General features: G+C 55.1%; 17 protein-coding genes, 1 tRNA gene and 1 pseudogene. 7 read left to right on the top strand and 12 right to left on the bottom strand.

Annotated elements, in window-relative coordinates; genetic code table 11:
- Nucleotides 1-69 precede the first annotated feature (69 nt).
- The 4 genes from OHL22_RS14820 to OHL22_RS14835 all read right to left on the bottom strand — a co-directional run bounded on the left by OHL22_RS14820 (nucleotide 70) and on the right by OHL22_RS14835 (nucleotide 3,138).
- Nucleotides 70-1,107, bottom strand: coding sequence for an Asd/ArgC dimerization domain-containing protein (locus OHL22_RS14820; protein ID WP_263338836.1), 1,038 nt, complete (start codon nucleotides 1,105-1,107; stop codon nucleotides 70-72).
- Nucleotides 1,108-1,120: 13 nt separating this feature from the next.
- Nucleotides 1,121-2,170 carry a CDP-alcohol phosphatidyltransferase family protein gene (locus OHL22_RS14825; protein ID WP_263338838.1) on the bottom strand — a complete coding sequence of 350 codons (1,050 nt, stop codon included), beginning with the start codon at nucleotides 2,168-2,170 and terminating at the stop codon, nucleotides 1,121-1,123.
- Complete coding sequence (locus OHL22_RS14830; protein ID WP_263338841.1) at nucleotides 2,167-2,808, bottom strand: phosphatidylserine decarboxylase; 642 nt, start codon at nucleotides 2,806-2,808, stop codon at nucleotides 2,167-2,169. Before OHL22_RS14830 ends, OHL22_RS14825 begins: the two co-directional genes overlap by 4 nt.
- A 114-nt stretch (nucleotides 2,809-2,922) precedes the next feature.
- Nucleotides 2,923-3,138 (bottom strand): YdcH family protein, encoded by a 216-nt coding sequence (locus OHL22_RS14835; protein ID WP_263338844.1) that lies wholly within the window; start codon nucleotides 3,136-3,138, stop codon nucleotides 2,923-2,925.
- Between the two features lie 673 nt (nucleotides 3,139-3,811).
- On the opposite strand from OHL22_RS14835, the gene OHL22_RS14840 reads away from it, so the two are divergent.
- Nucleotides 3,812-3,888, top strand: a tRNA-Met gene (locus OHL22_RS14840).
- Between the two features lie 9 nt (nucleotides 3,889-3,897).
- On the opposite strand, the gene OHL22_RS14845 is transcribed toward OHL22_RS14840, so the two are convergent.
- Nucleotides 3,898-4,176 (bottom strand): site-specific integrase, encoded by a 279-nt coding sequence (locus OHL22_RS14845; protein WP_263338846.1) that lies wholly within the window; start codon nucleotides 4,174-4,176, stop codon nucleotides 3,898-3,900.
- A gap of 351 nt (nucleotides 4,177-4,527) precedes the next feature.
- Between OHL22_RS14845 and OHL22_RS14850 the strand changes: the two genes are divergently transcribed.
- Nucleotides 4,528-4,776: a LysR family transcriptional regulator gene (locus tag OHL22_RS14850; protein WP_263338849.1), complete on the top strand. Its 249-nt coding sequence runs from the start codon at nucleotides 4,528-4,530 to the stop codon at nucleotides 4,774-4,776.
- 89 nt (nucleotides 4,777-4,865) lie between these two features.
- Nucleotides 4,866-5,537: pseudogene (locus tag OHL22_RS14855) on the top strand (LysR substrate-binding domain-containing protein).
- Here OHL22_RS14855 and OHL22_RS14860 read toward each other — a convergent pair.
- Entirely contained in the window at nucleotides 5,478-6,062 is a 585-nt protein-coding gene (locus OHL22_RS14860) for a hypothetical protein (protein ID WP_263338932.1), read from the bottom strand. The pseudogene OHL22_RS14855 and the gene OHL22_RS14860 sit on opposite strands and share 60 nt — an antisense overlap.
- Nucleotides 6,063-6,114: 52 nt before the next feature.
- Here OHL22_RS14860 and OHL22_RS14865 point away from each other — a divergent pair, with 52 nt between their 5' ends.
- Complete coding sequence (locus OHL22_RS14865) at nucleotides 6,115-6,405, top strand: TolC family protein (protein WP_263338852.1); 291 nt, start codon at nucleotides 6,115-6,117, stop codon at nucleotides 6,403-6,405.
- A 318-nt stretch (nucleotides 6,406-6,723) separates the two neighbouring features.
- Here the strand turns inward: OHL22_RS14865 and OHL22_RS14870 are convergent, their stop codons facing one another.
- From OHL22_RS14870 to OHL22_RS14895, 6 genes are all read right to left on the bottom strand, one after another.
- Complete coding sequence (locus tag OHL22_RS14870; protein ID WP_263338855.1) at nucleotides 6,724-8,460, bottom strand: GMC family oxidoreductase; 1,737 nt, start codon at nucleotides 8,458-8,460, stop codon at nucleotides 6,724-6,726.
- Nucleotides 8,457-9,254 carry a gluconate 2-dehydrogenase subunit 3 family protein gene (locus tag OHL22_RS14875; protein ID WP_263338858.1) on the bottom strand — a complete coding sequence of 266 codons (798 nt, stop codon included), beginning with the start codon at nucleotides 9,252-9,254 and terminating at the stop codon, nucleotides 8,457-8,459. Before OHL22_RS14875 ends, OHL22_RS14870 begins: the two co-directional genes overlap by 4 nt.
- A complete protein-coding gene (locus OHL22_RS14880) occupies nucleotides 9,251-10,204 on the bottom strand; it encodes a hypothetical protein (RefSeq protein WP_263338861.1) in 954 nt (317 codons plus the stop codon). The genes OHL22_RS14875 and OHL22_RS14880 overlap by 4 nt, the downstream gene beginning before the upstream one ends.
- Nucleotides 10,205-10,207: 3 nt before the next feature.
- On the bottom strand, nucleotides 10,208-11,959 hold the full coding sequence (locus tag OHL22_RS14885) for a thiamine pyrophosphate-dependent enzyme (RefSeq protein WP_263338864.1): 1,752 nt from the start codon (nucleotides 11,957-11,959) through the stop codon (nucleotides 10,208-10,210).
- 72 nt (nucleotides 11,960-12,031) lie between these two features.
- Entirely contained in the window at nucleotides 12,032-13,132 is a 1,101-nt protein-coding gene (locus tag OHL22_RS14890) for an enolase C-terminal domain-like protein (protein ID WP_263338867.1), read from the bottom strand.
- 3 nt (nucleotides 13,133-13,135) lie between these two features.
- Nucleotides 13,136-14,302, bottom strand: coding sequence for a M24 family metallopeptidase (locus OHL22_RS14895; RefSeq protein ID WP_263338869.1), 1,167 nt, complete (start codon nucleotides 14,300-14,302; stop codon nucleotides 13,136-13,138).
- Between the two features lie 133 nt (nucleotides 14,303-14,435).
- On the opposite strand from OHL22_RS14895, the gene OHL22_RS14900 reads away from it, so the two are divergent.
- The 3 genes from OHL22_RS14900 to OHL22_RS14910 all read left to right on the top strand — a co-directional run bounded on the left by OHL22_RS14900 (nucleotide 14,436) and on the right by OHL22_RS14910 (nucleotide 18,459).
- On the top strand, nucleotides 14,436-15,446 hold the full coding sequence (locus tag OHL22_RS14900) for an SDR family oxidoreductase (RefSeq protein WP_263338871.1): 1,011 nt from the start codon (nucleotides 14,436-14,438) through the stop codon (nucleotides 15,444-15,446).
- Nucleotides 15,446-15,961: a vitamin K epoxide reductase family protein gene (locus OHL22_RS14905; protein WP_263338873.1), complete on the top strand. Its 516-nt coding sequence runs from the start codon at nucleotides 15,446-15,448 to the stop codon at nucleotides 15,959-15,961. Before OHL22_RS14900 ends, OHL22_RS14905 begins: the two co-directional genes overlap by 1 nt.
- Before the next feature lie 98 nt (nucleotides 15,962-16,059).
- Complete coding sequence (locus tag OHL22_RS14910; RefSeq protein ID WP_263338875.1) at nucleotides 16,060-18,459, top strand: glycoside hydrolase family 15 protein; 2,400 nt, start codon at nucleotides 16,060-16,062, stop codon at nucleotides 18,457-18,459.
- Nucleotides 18,460-18,744 lie beyond the last annotated feature (285 nt).

Below are 18,744 nucleotides of genomic sequence, written 5' to 3' on the forward strand. Positions count from 1 at the left end.
ACCGGCACAGACCGCATGGTCGGCGTGATTTGAAAACTTACAGCACCAACAAACTCGGGATTATACCCGTTACTGTACTTTCCCCTGCGGTCTCAGCCTGCGCATATCCAGCGCACACTCGACGGCATTCTGCGCAGCCAAACGTAAATTATCGCTCGCAGCCCACAGCCAGAAACGGCTAGTTTCACCCGACAACCGGTCCACAGGTGGCTCAGGTTTAAGCAACACCAATACATCGTTCTGTCCGGCAGCAGCCAGGTTTGACGGAGAATCGGTCTCTTCGAGCACCAGGTCAATGTGATCGCCTCCGAACGCATCCTCAAGAGACGAAATCGGCACCGCCTGGTCTAATTCCACACAGATGGAGAAAACATTCGCGTGGAACACTGGCGCCTGCAACACCTGCAGTCGGATCTGTGGCAACCTGTCACCAGCTAGAGCGGCATAGTGACGTCGGATTTTCGCTTCTGACCGCGCAAGGTTAGCCGATGCACTTTCACCAAAACTGCCGAGCACGTTATAGGCTACCTGTGTATCAAAAATCGCTCGTGGCAAACCTTGAAAGCTCAATAAACTTACCGTTTGCTGATGTAGCTCATCCAGGCCGTTCTTGCCATACTCAGACGCCGGTTGTAACACGGTTGCGGCTACGAACCGTAAATCCGCCAGGATGCTAAGCCGATCCATTAGCAGAGCCAGTGTCAACGCAGCGGAATTAGCAGGTACCACCGCTTTGGTCAAAAGGTCTGGCGATTTGGCCCCCTCCCCCAGCCATGGGGCTTCAATCAGCACTCCTGCCTCGCCATCCAACGTCGATGTTAGATCGATGACTGTCGATCCAGCGGCCATTGCGCGCTTCCAGTAGCGCGCAGTCATTTCCTCGCTTCCAGCGAAGAACGTAAAGTCGATCTGGTCAAATGAATCATCGCTAACAGCCTCCACCAGCGTAACCTCATCGCCGATCTGCTCCAGCTGCCCTTGCGCCTCTGCCTCATCCAGCAGCACAAATCGTGCTCCAGCCAACGGGGACTCCGTCAGGCATTCCTTCAATTCCTTGCCTACCAGTGAGGAAGCACCTACCAACGCAACTTTGTAATCAATAGTCATCTGGCTTCAAATCCTAAATCTCATCACCATTGCTGGAATGCGGCTGCGAATCATCTGCATGTGGAGCGCCGTACAGATATCCGTGCGAGCGCGTATATTCGTCATGCCGAACATCGCTGCTGGCGTCGCGGTCCTCTTCCTGACCGGGATTATGAACCATTTGCTCATATTCACTCGCAAAAGCGGGTACAGTGCCGGCACCTTGACTACGCGGCATCTGACGCCTGCGTCTTGACCACGAGTAAGCCGCCCTCGCCCAGATTCCCGAGAACATATACACCAAGGTCAGGATAAAAAGCGCTCCGCTCGAAAATCGAAAGACGATAAATAGCACAATCGCCAGCAACACCAAGAGCTGAAATGGCTGGCGGCTGCTAAGATTGATCTCCTTCCCTGACCAAAAGCGCCAGGTACTTACCATAAGAAATCCCAGCAGCCCGACAAGCCCAGCCCAGAGCAGAGGGAACCACCCATATGGAACCGGATAGCCATAGCAAAAATGCACTGTAGTTGCAATCATGCCTGCAGCCGCTGGGATCGGCATACCCACAAAATATTTACGATCCAGCCTGCCTGGATTTCTTGGCTTCGGGTTGTTGCTGGTATTGAACCGTGCCAGCCGCGACACGCCACACAGGAGAAATAGGAAACAGACAAATGAGCCGATCTGCAAAAGCGTTCTACGTAGATCGGGATTTATATCTGTCGACAGTCCACGAAATCCCCACACAAACGCCAGCAGACTTGGCGCAACCCCAAACGTAATTGCGTCGGCCAGCGAATCCAGTTCTTTACCGAAGTCACTGGCGGTATTCGTCAAGCGTGCAATGCGGCCATCAAGCGAATCAAACGGTATCGCGATGCATATAGCAATCGCGGCCCAATCCAGATGCTGCGCGGCTGATACAGAACCGGTGGCATTGACCGAGTCCAGAGTCTGTGTAATGGCAATATAGCCAGCGCCGATACTGCCAGCCGTAAATAACGACGGGAGTAGAAACATACCCCGACGTACGCGCGCCGCACGTTGCTCTTTATCCAGCCTCACAAAAGGCGAGTTCAAGCAAGTACCTCTATACTCATGCCTCTGGGCAAAGTCGCCAAAACCGATGAACCTCCCCGCACACGGACCCCGGGCTTGACCTGAAGCACTGCTTCCGCTGGCAGTAAGACATCTACGCGTGACCCAAACTTGATAAGACCCACTCGTTCGCCGCGCTCGACCCTGCTACCTTCCCGAGGAACAAAGACAATACGGCGTGCAAGCAAACCGGCGATCTGCTTAAATGTCACTTCGACTCCGGTTTCACCGCGCACCGTAACAATGTTCTGCTCATTCTGTCCCGCAGATGCCGGATTCATCGCGTTCAGATACTTGCCGCGCCGGTAGAGAACAGCAGAAATAGTTCCGGTAATAGGCGACCGGTTGACGTGGACATCAAATACGCTTAGGAAAATACTTATCCTCTGCTTCGGTCCATGCTCGGTCTCCAAGCAAATTGTTTCCGTTACCAGCCCGTCAGCAGGAGATACAACGAGGCCGGCTTCCCCTGGAATGGTCCGTTCTGGATCACGAAAAAACCAGAGAAAAAACGCAGCAAGCAGAAGAGGAATAATTGCCCAAGGCCAGCCCGCAAGCCACACAACAACCGCAGCCGCCGCCAACAAACCCAACCCGTAAAAGTAACCGTCTCGAACCATAGTTCCCAACGATTATACGGGTGCTGAACCACCAGCGGCAGACTCATCCTCTCAGAACGCGTTCACCCCGTTAACCGAGTCATCGCGATCGAGCAAGCAAGTATCAATAAATAATTAAGCCGAAACCACTACTGCCGCGTGGTGTTCGATCGCGGCAATCAGGTCTTTGGCGTGAAGTTTCAGCTTCTTCAGCCGAACCTCCTCCAACTGTTCATCCGATGAGAGATATGGCTTATTCTGAAGCTCGTCTAAGCGCAGAGAGTACCGTTGATGTTCGGTCAAAAGGCGGTGAATCTCTGCGCTCGCTTGCGATTCGAGAAGTTCATCCATAGGACACCTCGTCTGATATCGAACATTAATGTATACGCCCGATGAATTGCAGAGAGCAACCCCAGATTCACTTAATCTCACATCGAAAATGTGGATATCCCTTCCGTAATACCCGACCTCTCACCTGCGAAATGCCGACAACTGCTCCAGTTTCAGTCCCTCATCGCCCGATAGGCACAAACAGCTCTGCATCATCTCTCCCACGATACGTATTTCCTGATTTAGGACAAGGGAATCGGTAGGCTATGGAGCCGGTATTGATCCGAGACATGAGACAGACGAGAAACTTTGCATTATCGCGAGATAACCACCCCACAACGATCGCAACCGCAGCTTCAAGGTCAGATTCTTGCCTTCGAGTCGCGTAGAAATTCAAAAGACACAGAGAAAATCCCGAGCAATGATCTGTGCCACACCATTCAATGCGAATCATTGCACTCAAAGGCTCACACCAGCCTCCGATCATCATTGACCGCACTACCAAGGCAGATCAGAGCATAAACAGAACAGCAATTATCGCTTTCGAATTCAGTTGCTTACCGGGTTGCTGCCGCGCAAATACATCGAAGACCCGTGCCCTGGAACACCCTACTTGAACTCGTGAACCGATCTCTTCGATTGCCTGTTCATGTCCAGGTTTGACCCACCGGGAACCCCATTGTTACAATCAATTTGCGGGGTGGAGCAGCCCGGTAGCTCGTTGGGCTCATAACCCAAAGGTCGTCGGTTCAAATCCGACCCCCGCAACCATTTAGGAAATTACGACCCCACAGAACCCCACAATAAGGATTCTGAGTGCGCATTGCCTTTTGATTCCGCCGAATCGGAGGGCTTTTCTACTGGTACAAACATCCGAACCACGCGGTTATTTGCCTCGGCTCTTGCCTTGTGACTCGATGAGCCATAGATGTTCATCGTGGTGCTGACGTAGGCGTGCCGCATCAGCTTCTGCTGGACGCCTACGGGTGCCCCCGTCTCGTCAAGCAGCGTGCGGTAGGTGTGCCGCAGCGCATGCCATCCGGGTCCTCGAATGCCCAATCACCTCCCTTACCGCGCCACTTCTGGCGATTTCCCATCCGCGGAGCTTTGGCAACCGGAAACATGAATAGAACCAGACTGTCCCTCTGTCCGGCCGAGGTCCAATACTTCCTATTGATCGGCCAATAACTGCGAGTTATCGGGGTTTACTATCTCTAAGATTGCGTTGATGTTTACATCTTTTGGGGACGCCATTACAGAAAGCAAACCCCTAGAGTCTGGCGTAAATTTGGCCAAAATGTCTTGCCCTTATTGCGCCTTTGAGGATGCGGAGGCAAGATTTCTACAGATGGATCGTAGTTTTGTCCGATTCCTGAGTGGCATCGCTCTTTGCAGCTGAGTTGAAGGGCTATGTACGATTGGGCCGAATTTCGTCATTTTAGATACTTGTTGAAAATTCTTGAAAAGCGCGGCTTCCGTCCCGCCGCAGAAGAGTTGTTTACGTCTCAACCGAATTTGACCGTGCAGGCACGGCAGTTTCAAGACAATGCATCCGTGCGCTCTTTCATAAAACGAAAAGTGGCCAGCTTTTACCGACGAAAGCAGGTACGGCCTTCGTCGTTCTCGCTCGCGACCTGCTTGAATACCGAGACGAAGTGATCGATGCGGTGGTTGCTATCGAGCGAAACGAGTTCAACTCAGTGCGCTTGGGGACAACACCGCTAGTAGACGAGAACGTCTTCCGAAGGGTGTGTGCTCTACACAAGGAACTACTGCCGGCCTGTGTCATCCGGCCTACCCACGGGGATACGACCCAACTTGCTCAAGAAGTGCTCGCTGGCATCGTCGATGCCGCGATCATTACATTACCTCTCAAGCATTCCGAACTGCATATCGAAGAAATTCGACGCGAGCGAATAGTTGTCTGCCTGTGAAGAGACCATCCATTGGCCTCGAAGGCTACCCTCCCAGCATTAGATCTGCAGAGTAATCTCACGATTTTTTATCACCCACAGCGTCATCCAGGAGCTCACAAGAGACTATTGGAACTCCTGAGTGGTGTGGGAGTTTTTGTAGAAGAATTCTCGCGCGCATCGCATCCGTCCGAGGTGCAGAGTCTGGTCAGAAAAGGGCACGGTATTGCTCTCATTCGCGAAGGAACAACGCTGCCCGATGATTTGGTCACTCGGCCGATTGCGAGTGTGGACTGGACGGTCGATACCGCCACCATCTATCACAAAGACAATCACTCAAGAAATATCCCCGCTCTCGTGAGAGCGCTCAGGCGGCATATAATGAAAATCGATCGAAAATCCGCACACTCTCCGGTCTCGCAACCCCAACTACCTACGAAGACAAGATCAGTTGAGCCGACTCAAGAGACGCCAGTTCAACTGTCTTTTTCTAAAGAAATCATCTGATTCAACTTCAGATAAGACGGAGCGATAATTGCGGATTATCGCCCGATAAATAGGAAGTATTGGATGCGACATCGGACTTGCCAAATGATCACGGCATATCCCGACTGAGACCAGTCGATGAAGGTGCCGATGTCCCGCAACAGCCGATTCTTTCTCAATAAGAATTCCGTCTTTGGTGCTTTTGTCGCTTTTCCCTGCAGACGACTGAGCAACCTTGTTTCCACATTCCAACTGCTTCGGGTGATCCGCGTGATAGGGCCGACGATGGTCGCGCTCTCGTTCGCGGGAGCTGCTCACGCACAAGGGACGATGGACTTCTCTGGTGCGCAAACGCTCATGCAAACTTTCAATGTGCGTCCTTCCACCGTTGAGTCGAAAATCAAAACTTCTTAGCTCTTCAAGGTTGTAGCCGAATAATCGGTGCACGCCCTCTAGGGTCAACGAGCAAACATCGACAACCTCAAGCAGAGTTTTGAGCGTTGGATGTTCGTTTGTCCTGGGTAGATTCGACAACAGATCTCGCATCGCTGCTTCTCTATGTTCATATCGTCAGACCGTCTTAAACGCGTTCAAAGAAGTGGAGGATTATCTCGCAGCCGATCGGCGCCTAGTCGAGCAGATTCAGCGCCAGGAACTTGCAGTTAAAGCGGCACAACGGTATGAGGCTATCGCCACAAAGCGCTATAAGCTCGGCATCGACACCTATCTAAATGTACTCACCGCACAAAATAACGTCCTGACGACACAGCAAACTCTCACAACCCTCAAGACCAACCAGATGACTGCGGCAGTCCAGCTTGTTACTGCTTTGGGCGGAGATTGGAATGCAACGGAGTTGCCCAGCGAGAAAAAAGTTGCCCACAAGTGACCAAATACCAACTCTCCAAGCTTGTTGTTATTGGAGCAGGGGTAGATCGATCGAAAAACATCGAGTAAATTTGTGTCAATTGAATAAACTCGGCTTCCGGATGTTGTTAAACGGTACCGCGCCTATCTGAAACGCAACCCCAAAGAGGGTAGTGATCCAGATGACCGGTTAAGGAATCTTCTGTCGCGCGCAAAGATCCCCGGCATCTGTCGTTCATCCCTTCTACTTAAGAATTCTGCAGCTCGCGCTAAAATTGGGTCTCGCTGGGATATTTCTCACGGCAAGAAGGCTGCAACAGTGGCCATATTGAACCATCTACTATTTGAGACGCGGAACGCCTTTGCCCCACGTCTCCGGGGGCGCTAGCTCTCGTCGGATCGGCGTCGTAGTCATGTCGCGTTCGTTGCTGGTGAAGATACGCTCCCCTTGTGAGACCAGATAATCCGCAGTACGCGCGGCGAGAGCTTGGATGGTGAGTCCGGGATTTGCCGAGCCCTGTGTGGGAAACAGACTTCCGTCGCAAACGAAGAGATTCGGAATATCGTGGCTGCGGCCAAACTTATCGACCACCGATGTGCGAGGATCTGATCCCATCCGGCAGGCGCCGACCAGGTGTGCGTATCGCGCTTCTTGCACTACCTCGGTCGCACCCGCTGCCTGCATCACTTCTTCGGTTTTTTCTCTTGCTGCTTTGATCAGTTTCTTGTCGTTCTCGTGAAGATTGAATGTGACGTGCGCGATGGGCAGACCGAAGCAGTCTTTGTCTTCGGAGAGCGTGACGGCGTTATCTTTCCAGGGAAGTATCTCTCCCAACAGACCGAACGCCGCCCAGTGGTTGTAATCCATCATTTCGCGGCGCAGTCCCCAGCCCCAGGCCTTCTTGGCTGCGAGCACCTGCTTACCAAAAGCCACTGGCAGCGGCCCGACTGTCTGGATGGCAAAGCCGCGAGCAAAATCATTTTTCGGATTCGTCTCATAAAACTCTTCCGTGAGAGCATGCGCCGGGGGCGCCTTGTACATGCGTACAGGCTGTTCGAATCTACCCAACACAACATTTCCAGCCTGCGCCATCAGGTAGCGGCCGATGGTTCCGCTCGAATTTCCAAGTCCTTTTTCATGACCTGGGCAAGCGGAATTCAACAAAAGACGCGGAGTTTCAATCGCGTAACCTGAAACGATGACAGCCTTCGCGCGTTGAAAGTGCGAGTGGCCTTCATTGTCGAAATAGTGGACTCCAGTGACGCGGCCATCCTTGCCGAGTTCGATCCTTGAAACCATACTGCGATCGCGAATCTCGGCTCCTGTCCTGATAGCGTCGGGTACATGGGTCACGAGAGTGCTGGCTTTCGCGCCGACCTTGCATCCCTGTATGCAAAAGCCGCGATAAATGCAATGCGGGCGGTCTCCGTGAGAGCCGGAAAGGATCGCGACCGGACCACCGATCGAGACAGGAATATTCAATGCACTACAACCTTTGATGAGTGCATTGCCCACGCCGCCCATCGGGTGTGGACCGTAGGCGTAACCATGCGGATGTCCCCACGGATAATAGGCGGGTCCTGAAACAGGCATCTCCAGCTCAAGCTGCTCGTAGTAGGGTCTGATCTCGTCGTATGTAATCGGCCAGTCCGCACCTACGCTGTCGCGTGTGTAGATTTCGAAATCGGAGGGGTGAAGCCTCGGCGTAAATGCGGCCCAGTGGACGGAACCTCCGCCGACTCCTTTCCCACAATTATTGGCTCCGAGAGCTAATGGATCAGTACCACCTGTCACGCGCGGCTCCGTCCAGTAGAGTTCATGCGAGCCGGCCTCGTCGCTGACCCAATCGTGTTCCGTATCCCAGAACGGACCCGCCTCAAGCCCCACCACGTTGAAGCCCGCACGCGCCAGCCGCTGCAAGAGAACTCCACCAGCTGAACCTACGCCAACGATGACATAATCGACGTCCTCATACTCGCGAAAACGTCGCATGGGCATGTGAATGGATTGCAACGGGCCCACTCGATACTTGTTCGATGAGGGCGTCTCGAATTCTCCGAGAAGAGGCTTCTTCAACGCCGCGCTCCTTTGGATGAGCGAACCGGAAGACTGTGCTGTCCGGATTCGGCATGGTGGCTTGGCGAAGAGTCAACCTCGGCGGACGCAGAGTTGGCCGGCGCGAGCCAGACGTAGCGTTGCTCTTCTACTTCCCAGGGCTCAGGCTCGCCGCGTTCCAGGCGCGTGTATGCACGCGGGTAAGCCGGACCACCAAAGCCGATCTCATCCCAGGCCCACGGATGCGCGTAGTACGCGTCAATCGCATCGCCCATGATCATCTGCCAGAAGCGGTGCACTGACATGTGCTTCCATATCTCCTGGGCGGCTTCGGGCTTGCCGTCGTGAATGGCCTTGAGCACGAGGTCCTGTTCGAGATAGGGCAGCACCAGAAACTTGCCGCGATACCGATGTTGCGCCTCGCGATCGATAGCCTCAATCCCAATCTCGTACACCACGCGATCCGGCGGCATGGTTTCATAGCGATAGCCGGCGGTCTGATCGTTCGCGAGACGATGATCGAGAGTAGCAACGATCGGTATCTGCCTCTCCGGTATTCGATCGGTTTGCGGAATCAGATGCGCAAACACGGTGGTCCAGAAGGTCCACGCCTCCGCCGCAAAGAATTTAGGTTCCGGCGGATGCTTCACTCGTTTGTCGACGACCGCGCGTGTCGCAGTATCCCAGAATGCGCCTTGCGAAAGAGTGCTGAAGCCTGGATAGTAGCCGGGCTGCGAACGCGGTGGAAGCGGCTCGCCGGTTTTCGGATCGCGCGGGCAAAGGATGGGATCTACACCGTCGAAATGCGACTTCATACGCGCCTCCGGCGGAGCAGACTTGCCAGTACGCCGAGCATTCCCGCAGCGCCGAACAACAGCGGCGCAAAGATCGGCGGCCCGTACATGACGTTGTACAGCAGACGCTTTCTTCCACCGGGTCTGCGCAGCACGCCGCGCACATGGTAATAAAAGCCGATAGCAGCATCTGCACCCGCGATAGCCGATACAGCCGGCAATGCAGTAGTGGCCAGCCTGCGGCTCTTGATCGAACTGAAAGCTACGCCAGCAAGCACCGGCGCGATCACGACCGGAGACCACTGCATGGCATAGCGAAAGTTATTCTTGTAATGCGAGTAGTAGGCTTCGAAACCACTGAGAAGTGCGCTGATTCCGGTCACTATGGCAACCTGGCGTTGAAATCTGCCTTCACGCATGTCCTGCTCGGCGGACAAGAGTTCGCGGCCCGCTGAAGGGGGTAAAAGCCGCGCGAACCATATATCTCTTCCCGATGTAGAGGGCATGCCGGAACTCTCTTCGCGTTGCAGGTACGAAGCAATGAGGCCGAGGTATGCGCTCGTGCCGAAAAGCAGCGGGGCAAAGATCGGCGGCCCCATGATCATGTTCGTCATGGGCAGCCGCCAGCCACCCGGCTTGCGGTGAATGCCGCGCACATGAAAGTAAAATCCGGCGAGTGCATCGATCAGAGTGACCACTGACACCAGCCGCAGTACGGTCCGCGCGGCGCGGCGGCTAAAAAATGCCGCCACACCTGCTATGGCCAGCAGCCCACTCAATATCACTGGGGTATACATCACGCGGCGGCTATAGCTTCCCCGATAGTGCTCATAGGCGACCTCAAGCCCGCTGATGACGCTGGTGGCCGCCGTAAGCAGCGCGAGGCTGCGTTGAAAGCGGCCCTCCCGAACATAATTCGCGACCATCTTCATGTCCAGCACCGGCGGAGTCAGGGATAGTTCGTTCGCCATGATTTAAAGGACCTCACGGAGTTTATCGATGCCGATTGTCTTGATGATCTTCAATGCATCTTTTTGCCCGCGTGCCAGAGCTTTAGCAAAATGCAACGCCTGCTCGGTTGTAATCTTGCCGGGCATTGGAGGTTCGTTGGGATCAACGACAGCCTGCACGACAGTCGGCCCCTGGTGCGCCAGCGCATCGCGTAACACGCCTTCGGCATCTTCAGGCCGTTCTATGGTGAAACCTCTCGCACCGCAGGCATTCGCAACCATCGCAAAGTCGATGGGCTCCAGTTCCACGCCGAACTGCGGGTTGCCCTCGAGGATCATCTGCTCCCACTTGATTTGCCCCAGCACATTGTTCTTGATCACGATCACGCAGACACGCAGCTTGTACTTCACAAGAGTGGCGATCTCACCCATTAGCATCGTCAGCCCACCGTCGCCGACAACGCACACCACTTGCCGCCCCGGATAAGCCACAGCCGCGCCTATGCTGTATGGCAAGCCGTTAGCCATGGTAGCCAGCGATCCCGACAGGGAGAACTGCATAGACCCGCGAATGTCCACATACCGAGCCGTCCAAGTGGCGATAGTGCCGCTATCGGAAGAGACGACCGCGTCGTCGTTCAGCAGCTTGTTAAGCGTATGCGTTACGACTTGCGGCTTCATCGGCATGTCGCTACGGGTGCCGCGCTCTTCCATCAAATCGAACCAGCTCTTCATCCGCTCCTGTGACTTCTTCAGGAAGTTGTCCTTCTTCGGTTTCAACAGTGGCAGCAGCGCGGTCAAGACGCTCTTTGCATCGCCCACCAACCCCACATCCACCGGGTGACGAAGGCCGACGCGTGTCGGGTCTATCTCAATCTGCACGCACTTTGCCTGCCCTGGCTTGGGCAGGAATTCCATGTACGGATAACTGGTGCCGATCATGATCAGCGTGTCGCACTCTTCCATCGCATCGACAGAAGGCGCTGTGCCCAACAGACCGATGCCTCCTGTCGTGTAAGGACTGCGATCGGGAAGCACAGCTTTCCCCAGCAGCGCTTTCACCACCGGACCACCCACCGTCTTCGCCAGTTGCGAAACCTCTTCACGACAGGCCAAAGCGCCGCGTCCCACGAAGATCGTTATCTTCGATCCCTCATTGATCACATCGGCTGCTCTCTGTATCAGCAATTGCGCCGGTTTGGCAGAGGATGGGACGCTCCAGTCGCCGCTGTGATGCGCCACATTCGCGCCGCTGCGGTGTTTGTCCGTGACTTCCCACTCCTGAATATCCTTGGGAATGCAGATGTGCGCCACGCCTTTACGGCCGTATGCCGTGCGCACAGCCATATCCACCACGTTGACGGCGTGCGCAGGGCCCATCACACGTTCGTTGAAAACGGAAACATCCATGTACAGCTTGTCCAGATCGACATCCTGCTGATAGTCCATCCCGATCAAGTCACTGAAGGTGTGTCCGGTAATTGCGAGCACTGGTTGCAAATCGCACTTGGCGTCGTAGAGCCCGTTCAACAGGTGTACGCCGCCGGGTCCGGAAGTCGCGCAGCACACGCCAAGCCGTCCCGTGTACTTTGCATACCCGACCGCAGCGAACGCGGCTGCCTCTTCATGCCTGACCTGGATGAACTTGAGCTTGTCCTGATGCGTCCTCAGCGCCTCGAAAAAGCCGTCTACACCATCGCCGGGGAAGCCAAAAATCGTGTCTACTCCCCACTCAACCAGCCGCTCCACAATTAGATCCGATACCTGCTTCGCCATTGCATTTCCTCTTCTTCTGTTGAGGCGCCGTGGGGCGCATAGAGTGCAACATGCACGCAATCGGCGCGCGTCTTAAGTCAAAAAGCGTTCGACATCCTTTTCCTTCAGAGCCAGACCCATGCCCGGACGAGTGCGATCGGGAGACATAACTCCATTGACCGGTTCACAGAATCCGTCAAAAAACATACGCTCGATGCGCACGTGGTCGTGAAAGAACTCCATATGGATTGCGCGCGGGACAGCACAGCATACATGCAAATGCATACTTGGTCCGCAATGGGAAGAAAGCGGCGTATTCGCGGCCCAGCAGATCGCTCCTACACTCAGAAACCCGCTGATGCCGCCGCAGCGCGTGGCATCAGCCTGCAGCACGGTGACCGCCCTCGCCTTCAACATGCGATCGAAGTACCACGCGGTGTATCCATACTCTCCGGCTGCAATATCCATTCCCACTGGAGACCGCGCACGCACCTCGCTGAGTCCCGGCAGGTTGTCTGAGCTTACCGGCTCTTCGAACCAGAGAACATTTGCGGAGTGAGCAAAGGCATTCGCCAACTGCAGCGCCTGCGTGATCGTGTAAGCGCCGTTGGCGTCTACAAACAGCTTTGTGTTTTCGCCGATCGCCGCGCGCGCAACGGTTACTCTCCTCACATCGTCGTCGGCGTTGGAGCCGACTTTCATCTTCACCATGCCGAAGCCCTGCTCAGCCCATCCACCGAGTTGCCCGCTGAGCTGCGCGTCGTTGTAGCAGGTAAAGCCTCCGCTGCCATAGACAGCAATGCCGTCGCGCACCGAACCCAGCAGACTGACCAGTGACGTATCCAGCAATCTCGCGCGAAGATCCCAGAGAGCGTTGTCGATCGCAGAGATTGCCATGCTGCTAATGCCGGTTTCTCCCGCGTTGCGAACCTGCATGTATAACTCCTGAAGAATGGCTCCGTGGTCGAATGGGTCCCGTCCCTGCACTACCTTCTCAAGCAGCGTCTTCACCAGCTTGCCTGTCGCGCTATCCGCGTAGGTATAGCCGAGGCCGCACTGATCTCCGGCCTCCAGCATCACAAGCACCATCGTTGTACTGTCCCATGCAAGAGTTCCGTCCGCCTCAGGCGCGTCCGTGGGCACTCTGTATACGAGTACTTTGCTCGCGCGGATCGGTGTTCCTTGTATGACCATGACTCAAAAATCCGTGATGACTTTGGCGCCACGAGCTGTCACCGCAATCACATCACAGTGGCGCATGCCACCGTAGCCTTCGAAGTAGGCTGCGGGCTCGAGATTGAATGTCATCCCCTCTTCGAGCGCATCGTTAGACAGGGGATGAATACGCGGTCTGGCGTTCGGGTTTGCAGCTGCAAAGCCCACGCCATGACCGGTCGCATGTTTGAATTCCTTGCCAAAACCCGCTGCCTCCATCACTGACCGCGCAGCCGAGTCGATCTCACTTCCTGTCGCCCCGGGACGAACAGAGCGCAGAGCTTCTGCCCGCGCCTCGTCGATGGCAGAGCGCATCTCTTCCTGGCGTCTTGATGGAGTTCCTGCGCAATATGTTCTCGTAATGTCGGTCCAGTAACCATCGGCACACGTGTTCGCGTGGATCATCACCAGATCACCTTCTTGAATAACCCGATGCCTGGTTCGAGCATAGGCCGCGGCCGCAGTGGCGGAATTCGGTCCGGACATACAAAAGAAGTATCCGTAGCTCCGCTGCAAGCATTCGGCCGCGTGCGCCGTATCGAAGGCCGTCTGAATTTCCGCGGCTATCTCGTTCTCACGCCGTCCGGTTTTGATGCATTTCTCCGCCACTTGAAATCCAGCCGCCGCGACGATGCTTGCCGTGTGCAGTATCTCTAGCTCCCTGGTTGTCTTTACCGCTTTCATTGTTTCCACGAGCTCGTCACAACCTGAAAGCTTTGCCTCAGGCAGCAACTCGCTGAGCAGAGCTGCGAAGGAAGGACGGAATACCGCAGACACTGCATAACTGGCGGGCTGCAACCCCTGTTCCATCTGAATCCCCACGCTTGCCTTTGATGCAGAGAAGCTCTTTAAAGCGCGGCGAAGAGGTTCTCTCAGACGAGACAGTGGGCTGTCGAGGGTGTCTAGCGTAGCCGGTTGATAGGGGATAATCTCAGTCGCCGAAGTTTTCTTGGCCAACCCCACTTCGTCCTCGGGAACGATGGCCGTGACAGCGCCGTCGGCAGAAAACACTACAACAGTCTGAGCCATCACTGGCCAATAGCCAGTCAGCAATAGAACTTCTGTTGCCGACGAACAGATCAACGCATCGTAACCAGAATGGGATAGCAGGCTCATCGTCCGCTTCTGCCGCTCGGTATCGATAGCCATAATGTGTTCACATCCCTCTTCTGTTACGTAGACGACAATTCGTACCCTGCGGGATGTCCCGCTTGAACAAATCGGCATCCTACTCAAATGAAGAGTGAAAAGCGCGTTCTCTTGCATGAACGTTGGGGAAATCATGTCCAATGCATTTGTAGTTGTAATCACAGGCTCCTCTGCTGGGCTTGGGCGGGCGATTGCCCACGGCTTTGCGAAACGCGGAGCACACATCGGGTTGCTGGCGCGGAATCCCGAGGCACTCAATGCAGCAAGGGAAGAGTGCGAGGCGCTTGGTGGCCGGGCAATCGCGGTTCCTGTAGATGTGTCGGATGCTGGCGCAGTCGACGCGGCTGCAGCCCGCGTTGAGCAAGAGTTCGGGCCGATCGACGTATGGGTCAATGATGCGATGGTCAGCGTCTTCTCGCCTGTTAAAGAGATGGAAGCTGCCGACTACAAGCGCGTGACCGATGTGCTTTATCTCGGCTTCGTCCACGGAACGCTTGCTGCATTGAAGCGGATGCTTCCTAGAGATCGCGGCACCATCATTCAGATTGGTTCGGCGCTCTCGTATCGTTCCATCCCGCTGCAGTCAGCCTATTGTGCCTGCAAACACGCCATCAACGGATTCACGGACTCATTGCGTTGCGAGCTTCATCACGATGGAAGCCACGTGAAGCTGACAGCGGTGCACATGCCTGCGATGAATACGACTCAGTTCAACTGGGTGAAGAATCGCTTGCCGAACGATCCGCAGCCTGTGCCTCCCATCTATGATCCGGAGCTCACCGCTAAGGCTGTAATCACCGCCGGACTGGCGAAAAATCCACGACGTGAATACTGGGTCGGAGCTCCCACCGTCATGGCCATCGTCGGCCAAAAACTTTTCCCAGGATTGCTGGATATCTATCTGGGCAGAACTGGATATGATTCCCAGCAGATACCAAACGAACCCAAGGATCCGAATACACCGAATAATCTTTACGATTATGTTCCGGGTAGACATAGCGCGCGGGGTAAGTTCGGTGACCGGTCCTCGAAAACAAGCGCCGAAATCTTCCTGTCGCTCAACCGGGACACCGTCACCCTGGGCGTGACGGCGCTGCTTGCTGCAGTTGGTGGAGTGATCTTGGCAAGGCGGAGCGATTCCTGATGACGCCGCTGGATGTTGAAAGAAAGACAGCGGCTCATGATGCGCTTTTACTCGGGGCGTGCTGTTCCGCTCTTGCCACGCTTATACCTGTTGGGCTCTATCAGACCGGTGTCATATCGCGGCTTCCCGATCCGCCGATGAGCCTGTTTGACTCTAATCGGATAGCCATGTCGAAGGTCGCACACCCGATGGGCATACCAGATGCGCTGCTAGGGTTGGTCAGCTTTAGTGCTACCTTCACGCTGGCGATTCTCGCCCGGCGGCATAGAACTGCGAGAAGCCTGCTTGGGGCGAAGCTCATCCTTGATGCATCGGCGGCGGCGTTCAATGTGGGCCGCCAGGTGTTCTGTTTTGGAAAGCTCTGCTCCTGGTGCACCGGAACCGCAATCTCTACCGGAGTAATGGCGTATGCCGGACGCACTGCCATTCGGGATACCTTGCTGAAAGCGGCTGCAACCGGCAAGATAGGTGCCACTTCCTGCGAGTACACGATCGTCGATCTTCCTCCCAATTGAGATGGTTGATTCCGAATATTCAATTCATGGGAAGTGACCTCTTCGCTTTCACGACGGCGGCACGCATCACGCGTTTCGTATCAAGGTAAGGATCAATCATGCAACAGGTCATCGGCAAAGAAGCCTTCGGGAAACCGGGGATTGAACCTCGTTGGACACACAGCAACAAAACCGGCGTGGGCACTGCCTACTCCGCTTCGAGCCATCTCTGGTTCACCATCTGGAATGGCATCGTTACTGAGGTTTATCATCCTACCGTCGATCGCCCGCAGCTTCGCGATCTGCAGTATCTCGTAACCGACGGCCATACCTTCTTTCACGAAGAGAAGCGCGATCTCACCGTTTCCACGGAGCGCATTTCCGATCATGCCTTAGGGTATCGAGTCGTTAACGCTGACCCCGAAGAGCGGTACACGTTGACCAAGGAAGTCATCGTCGATCCGCACCTGCCGTGTCTCCTGCAAAGAACAATGCTGAAAAGCAGGAACCGGAAACTCCTGGCAGACCTGAAGCTCTTTACCCTGTGCGCTCCGCACCTGGAGACCGGAGGTGCGGGCAACTGCGGCTACGTAGCTGTCGCCAACGGTCAACGCATACTGATGGCGAAGAAAGGCAGCAAATGGATGGCCATGGCTGCGACCGTTCCGTTCTCCCGGCTCTCATGCGGATACGTCGGCGCAAGCGATGGCTGGACTGATCTCCACGAAGACTTCTCCATGGACTGGGAGTTCGAAATTGCGAGCGATGGAAATGTTGCATTGACCGGCGAACTCGACCTCAGCGAGACCCGCGAATTTACGCTCGGGCTTGCCTTTGGCGATAGTGAGCAGCGAGCTGTTGCCAATCTTTTTCAGTCTTTGGCTACGCCGTTTGAAAAACACCTGGACCGGTATAAGAGGCAGTGGGATGAGGCTGCATCTCATTTGAAGCCCTTGAAAGGCGCTTCATTTGACAAAGGCAACCTGTACAACAACAGCTGCAGTTTGTTGCTTGCCCATGAGGACAAGTCGTTTGCCGGCGCGCTCGTCGCATCTCTCGCCATCCCCTGGGGCGAAGCGAAAGGGGACAACGATCACGGCGGCTATCATCTCGTTTGGACACGTGACATGGTCAACAGCGCGACAGCACTGCTCGCTGCGGGCGATACCGCCACACCACTCCGCGCCCTCATTTATCTTGCCGTTGCGCAACACGCTGACGGCGGCTTTGCGCAGAATTTCTGGGTGAACGGGGAAGCCTACCTGCACGGCATCCAACTGGATGAGGTGGCTTTTCCCATGCTGCTTGCGTGGCGTCTTCGTCGCGAGAAGGCGCTTGCAGATTTCGATCCATCCAATATGGTTCTAAACGGAGCGGCATACCTTATTCGCAATGGCCCGGTCACGCAGCAGGAACGATGGGAAGAAGCTTCCGGATATTCGCCTTCGACGCTCGCCTCAAATATCGCCGCTCTCATCTGTGCGTCTGCAATGTGCCGCGATAAGAGCGACGAAGAAACTGCGAACTTCATCGAGGAATACGCCGACTACCTGGAGAGTCACATAGAGACTTGGACCGTCACCCGTACAGGCTCGCTGCTCGATGGCGTATCAACCTATTACATGCGCATCCTGCCGGAACAGATTGGGCAGCCGCATCCGGGAGAAGACAAGGAACTCCGTATGTTGCATATTGCCAATCATGCTCCCGGAGAACCTTGTGACTTTCCTGCTCGCAACGTTGTCGACGGAGGGTTTCTCGAACTTGTTCGCTATGGCATCCGTCGCGTCGATGATCCGATTATCGTCGACACGATTAAGGTTATCGACGCAGTGCTCAAAACAGATACACCGGCGGGCCCGGCGTGGCATCGCTACAACCACGACGGTTATGGCCAGCAGGCCCCTGGTGAACCATTTACAAAGTACGGTGTGGGGCGCATATGGCCCCTCCTCGCCGGTGAGCGTGGTCATTACGAATTGGCAGCTGGACGAAGTACAGAGCCCTACATTCGGGCGATGGAAGGGTTCGCGTCGAATACGGGCCTGCTTCCCGAGCAATCGTGGGATGAAGCTGACCGCCCTGAGATCCATATGTGGCTCGGCAAGCCCACTGGTTCAGCGATGCCACTCATGTGGGCTCATGCCGAATACATAAAGCTCCTCCGATCCACCGCGGACGGCAAAGTCTACGACGCTATTCCGGAAGTTGCTAGACGATATCTCGGCAAGCGTAGCAGGCGAAAGCGGTTGGAGGTATGGAAGCCCAACCGCCACGTACGTTTTATGCAGCATGGCGAAATCCTGAGAGTACACGGGAATGCGCCATTTGTTCTTCATTGGTCGGACGATAATTGGCAGTCGGTGCATGACACCCACTCAACTCGAAACGCACTTCAGATCGACTACGCCGATCTGCCTGAAAGCGCATCCTCCGCATCAACCATCATTCGCTTTACCTTCTTCTGGACCCAAACGAGCTGCTGGGAGGAAAAGGATTACATTGTGACCATCCAGTGATTCGTTGTTAACGAGCCTCAACTTGACTAAACTTCGCCACTCGGATTGAACCTGCGGCATTGCACCGGCATGTCACTCAAATAAGCAGAAGAATTCTGAGAAGCTGTCGTCAGGCACGAAGGACCGATGTAGCATGCGATGTGTCATGCGCTTCGTCGCTGGTCACGCTGCGGCCCAAGACTTTGACGGTTCCCAATGGAGGCGACCTTCACCATTCAGGATTTCAGGCTGCATCAGTGGCATAACTGACTCCCGGATGGAAGCTGCGACACTCTCAAAGGATGA

The organism is Acidicapsa dinghuensis, from assembly GCF_025685685.1.
Classification (GTDB): domain Bacteria; phylum Acidobacteriota; class Terriglobia; order Terriglobales; family Acidobacteriaceae; genus Acidicapsa; species Acidicapsa dinghuensis.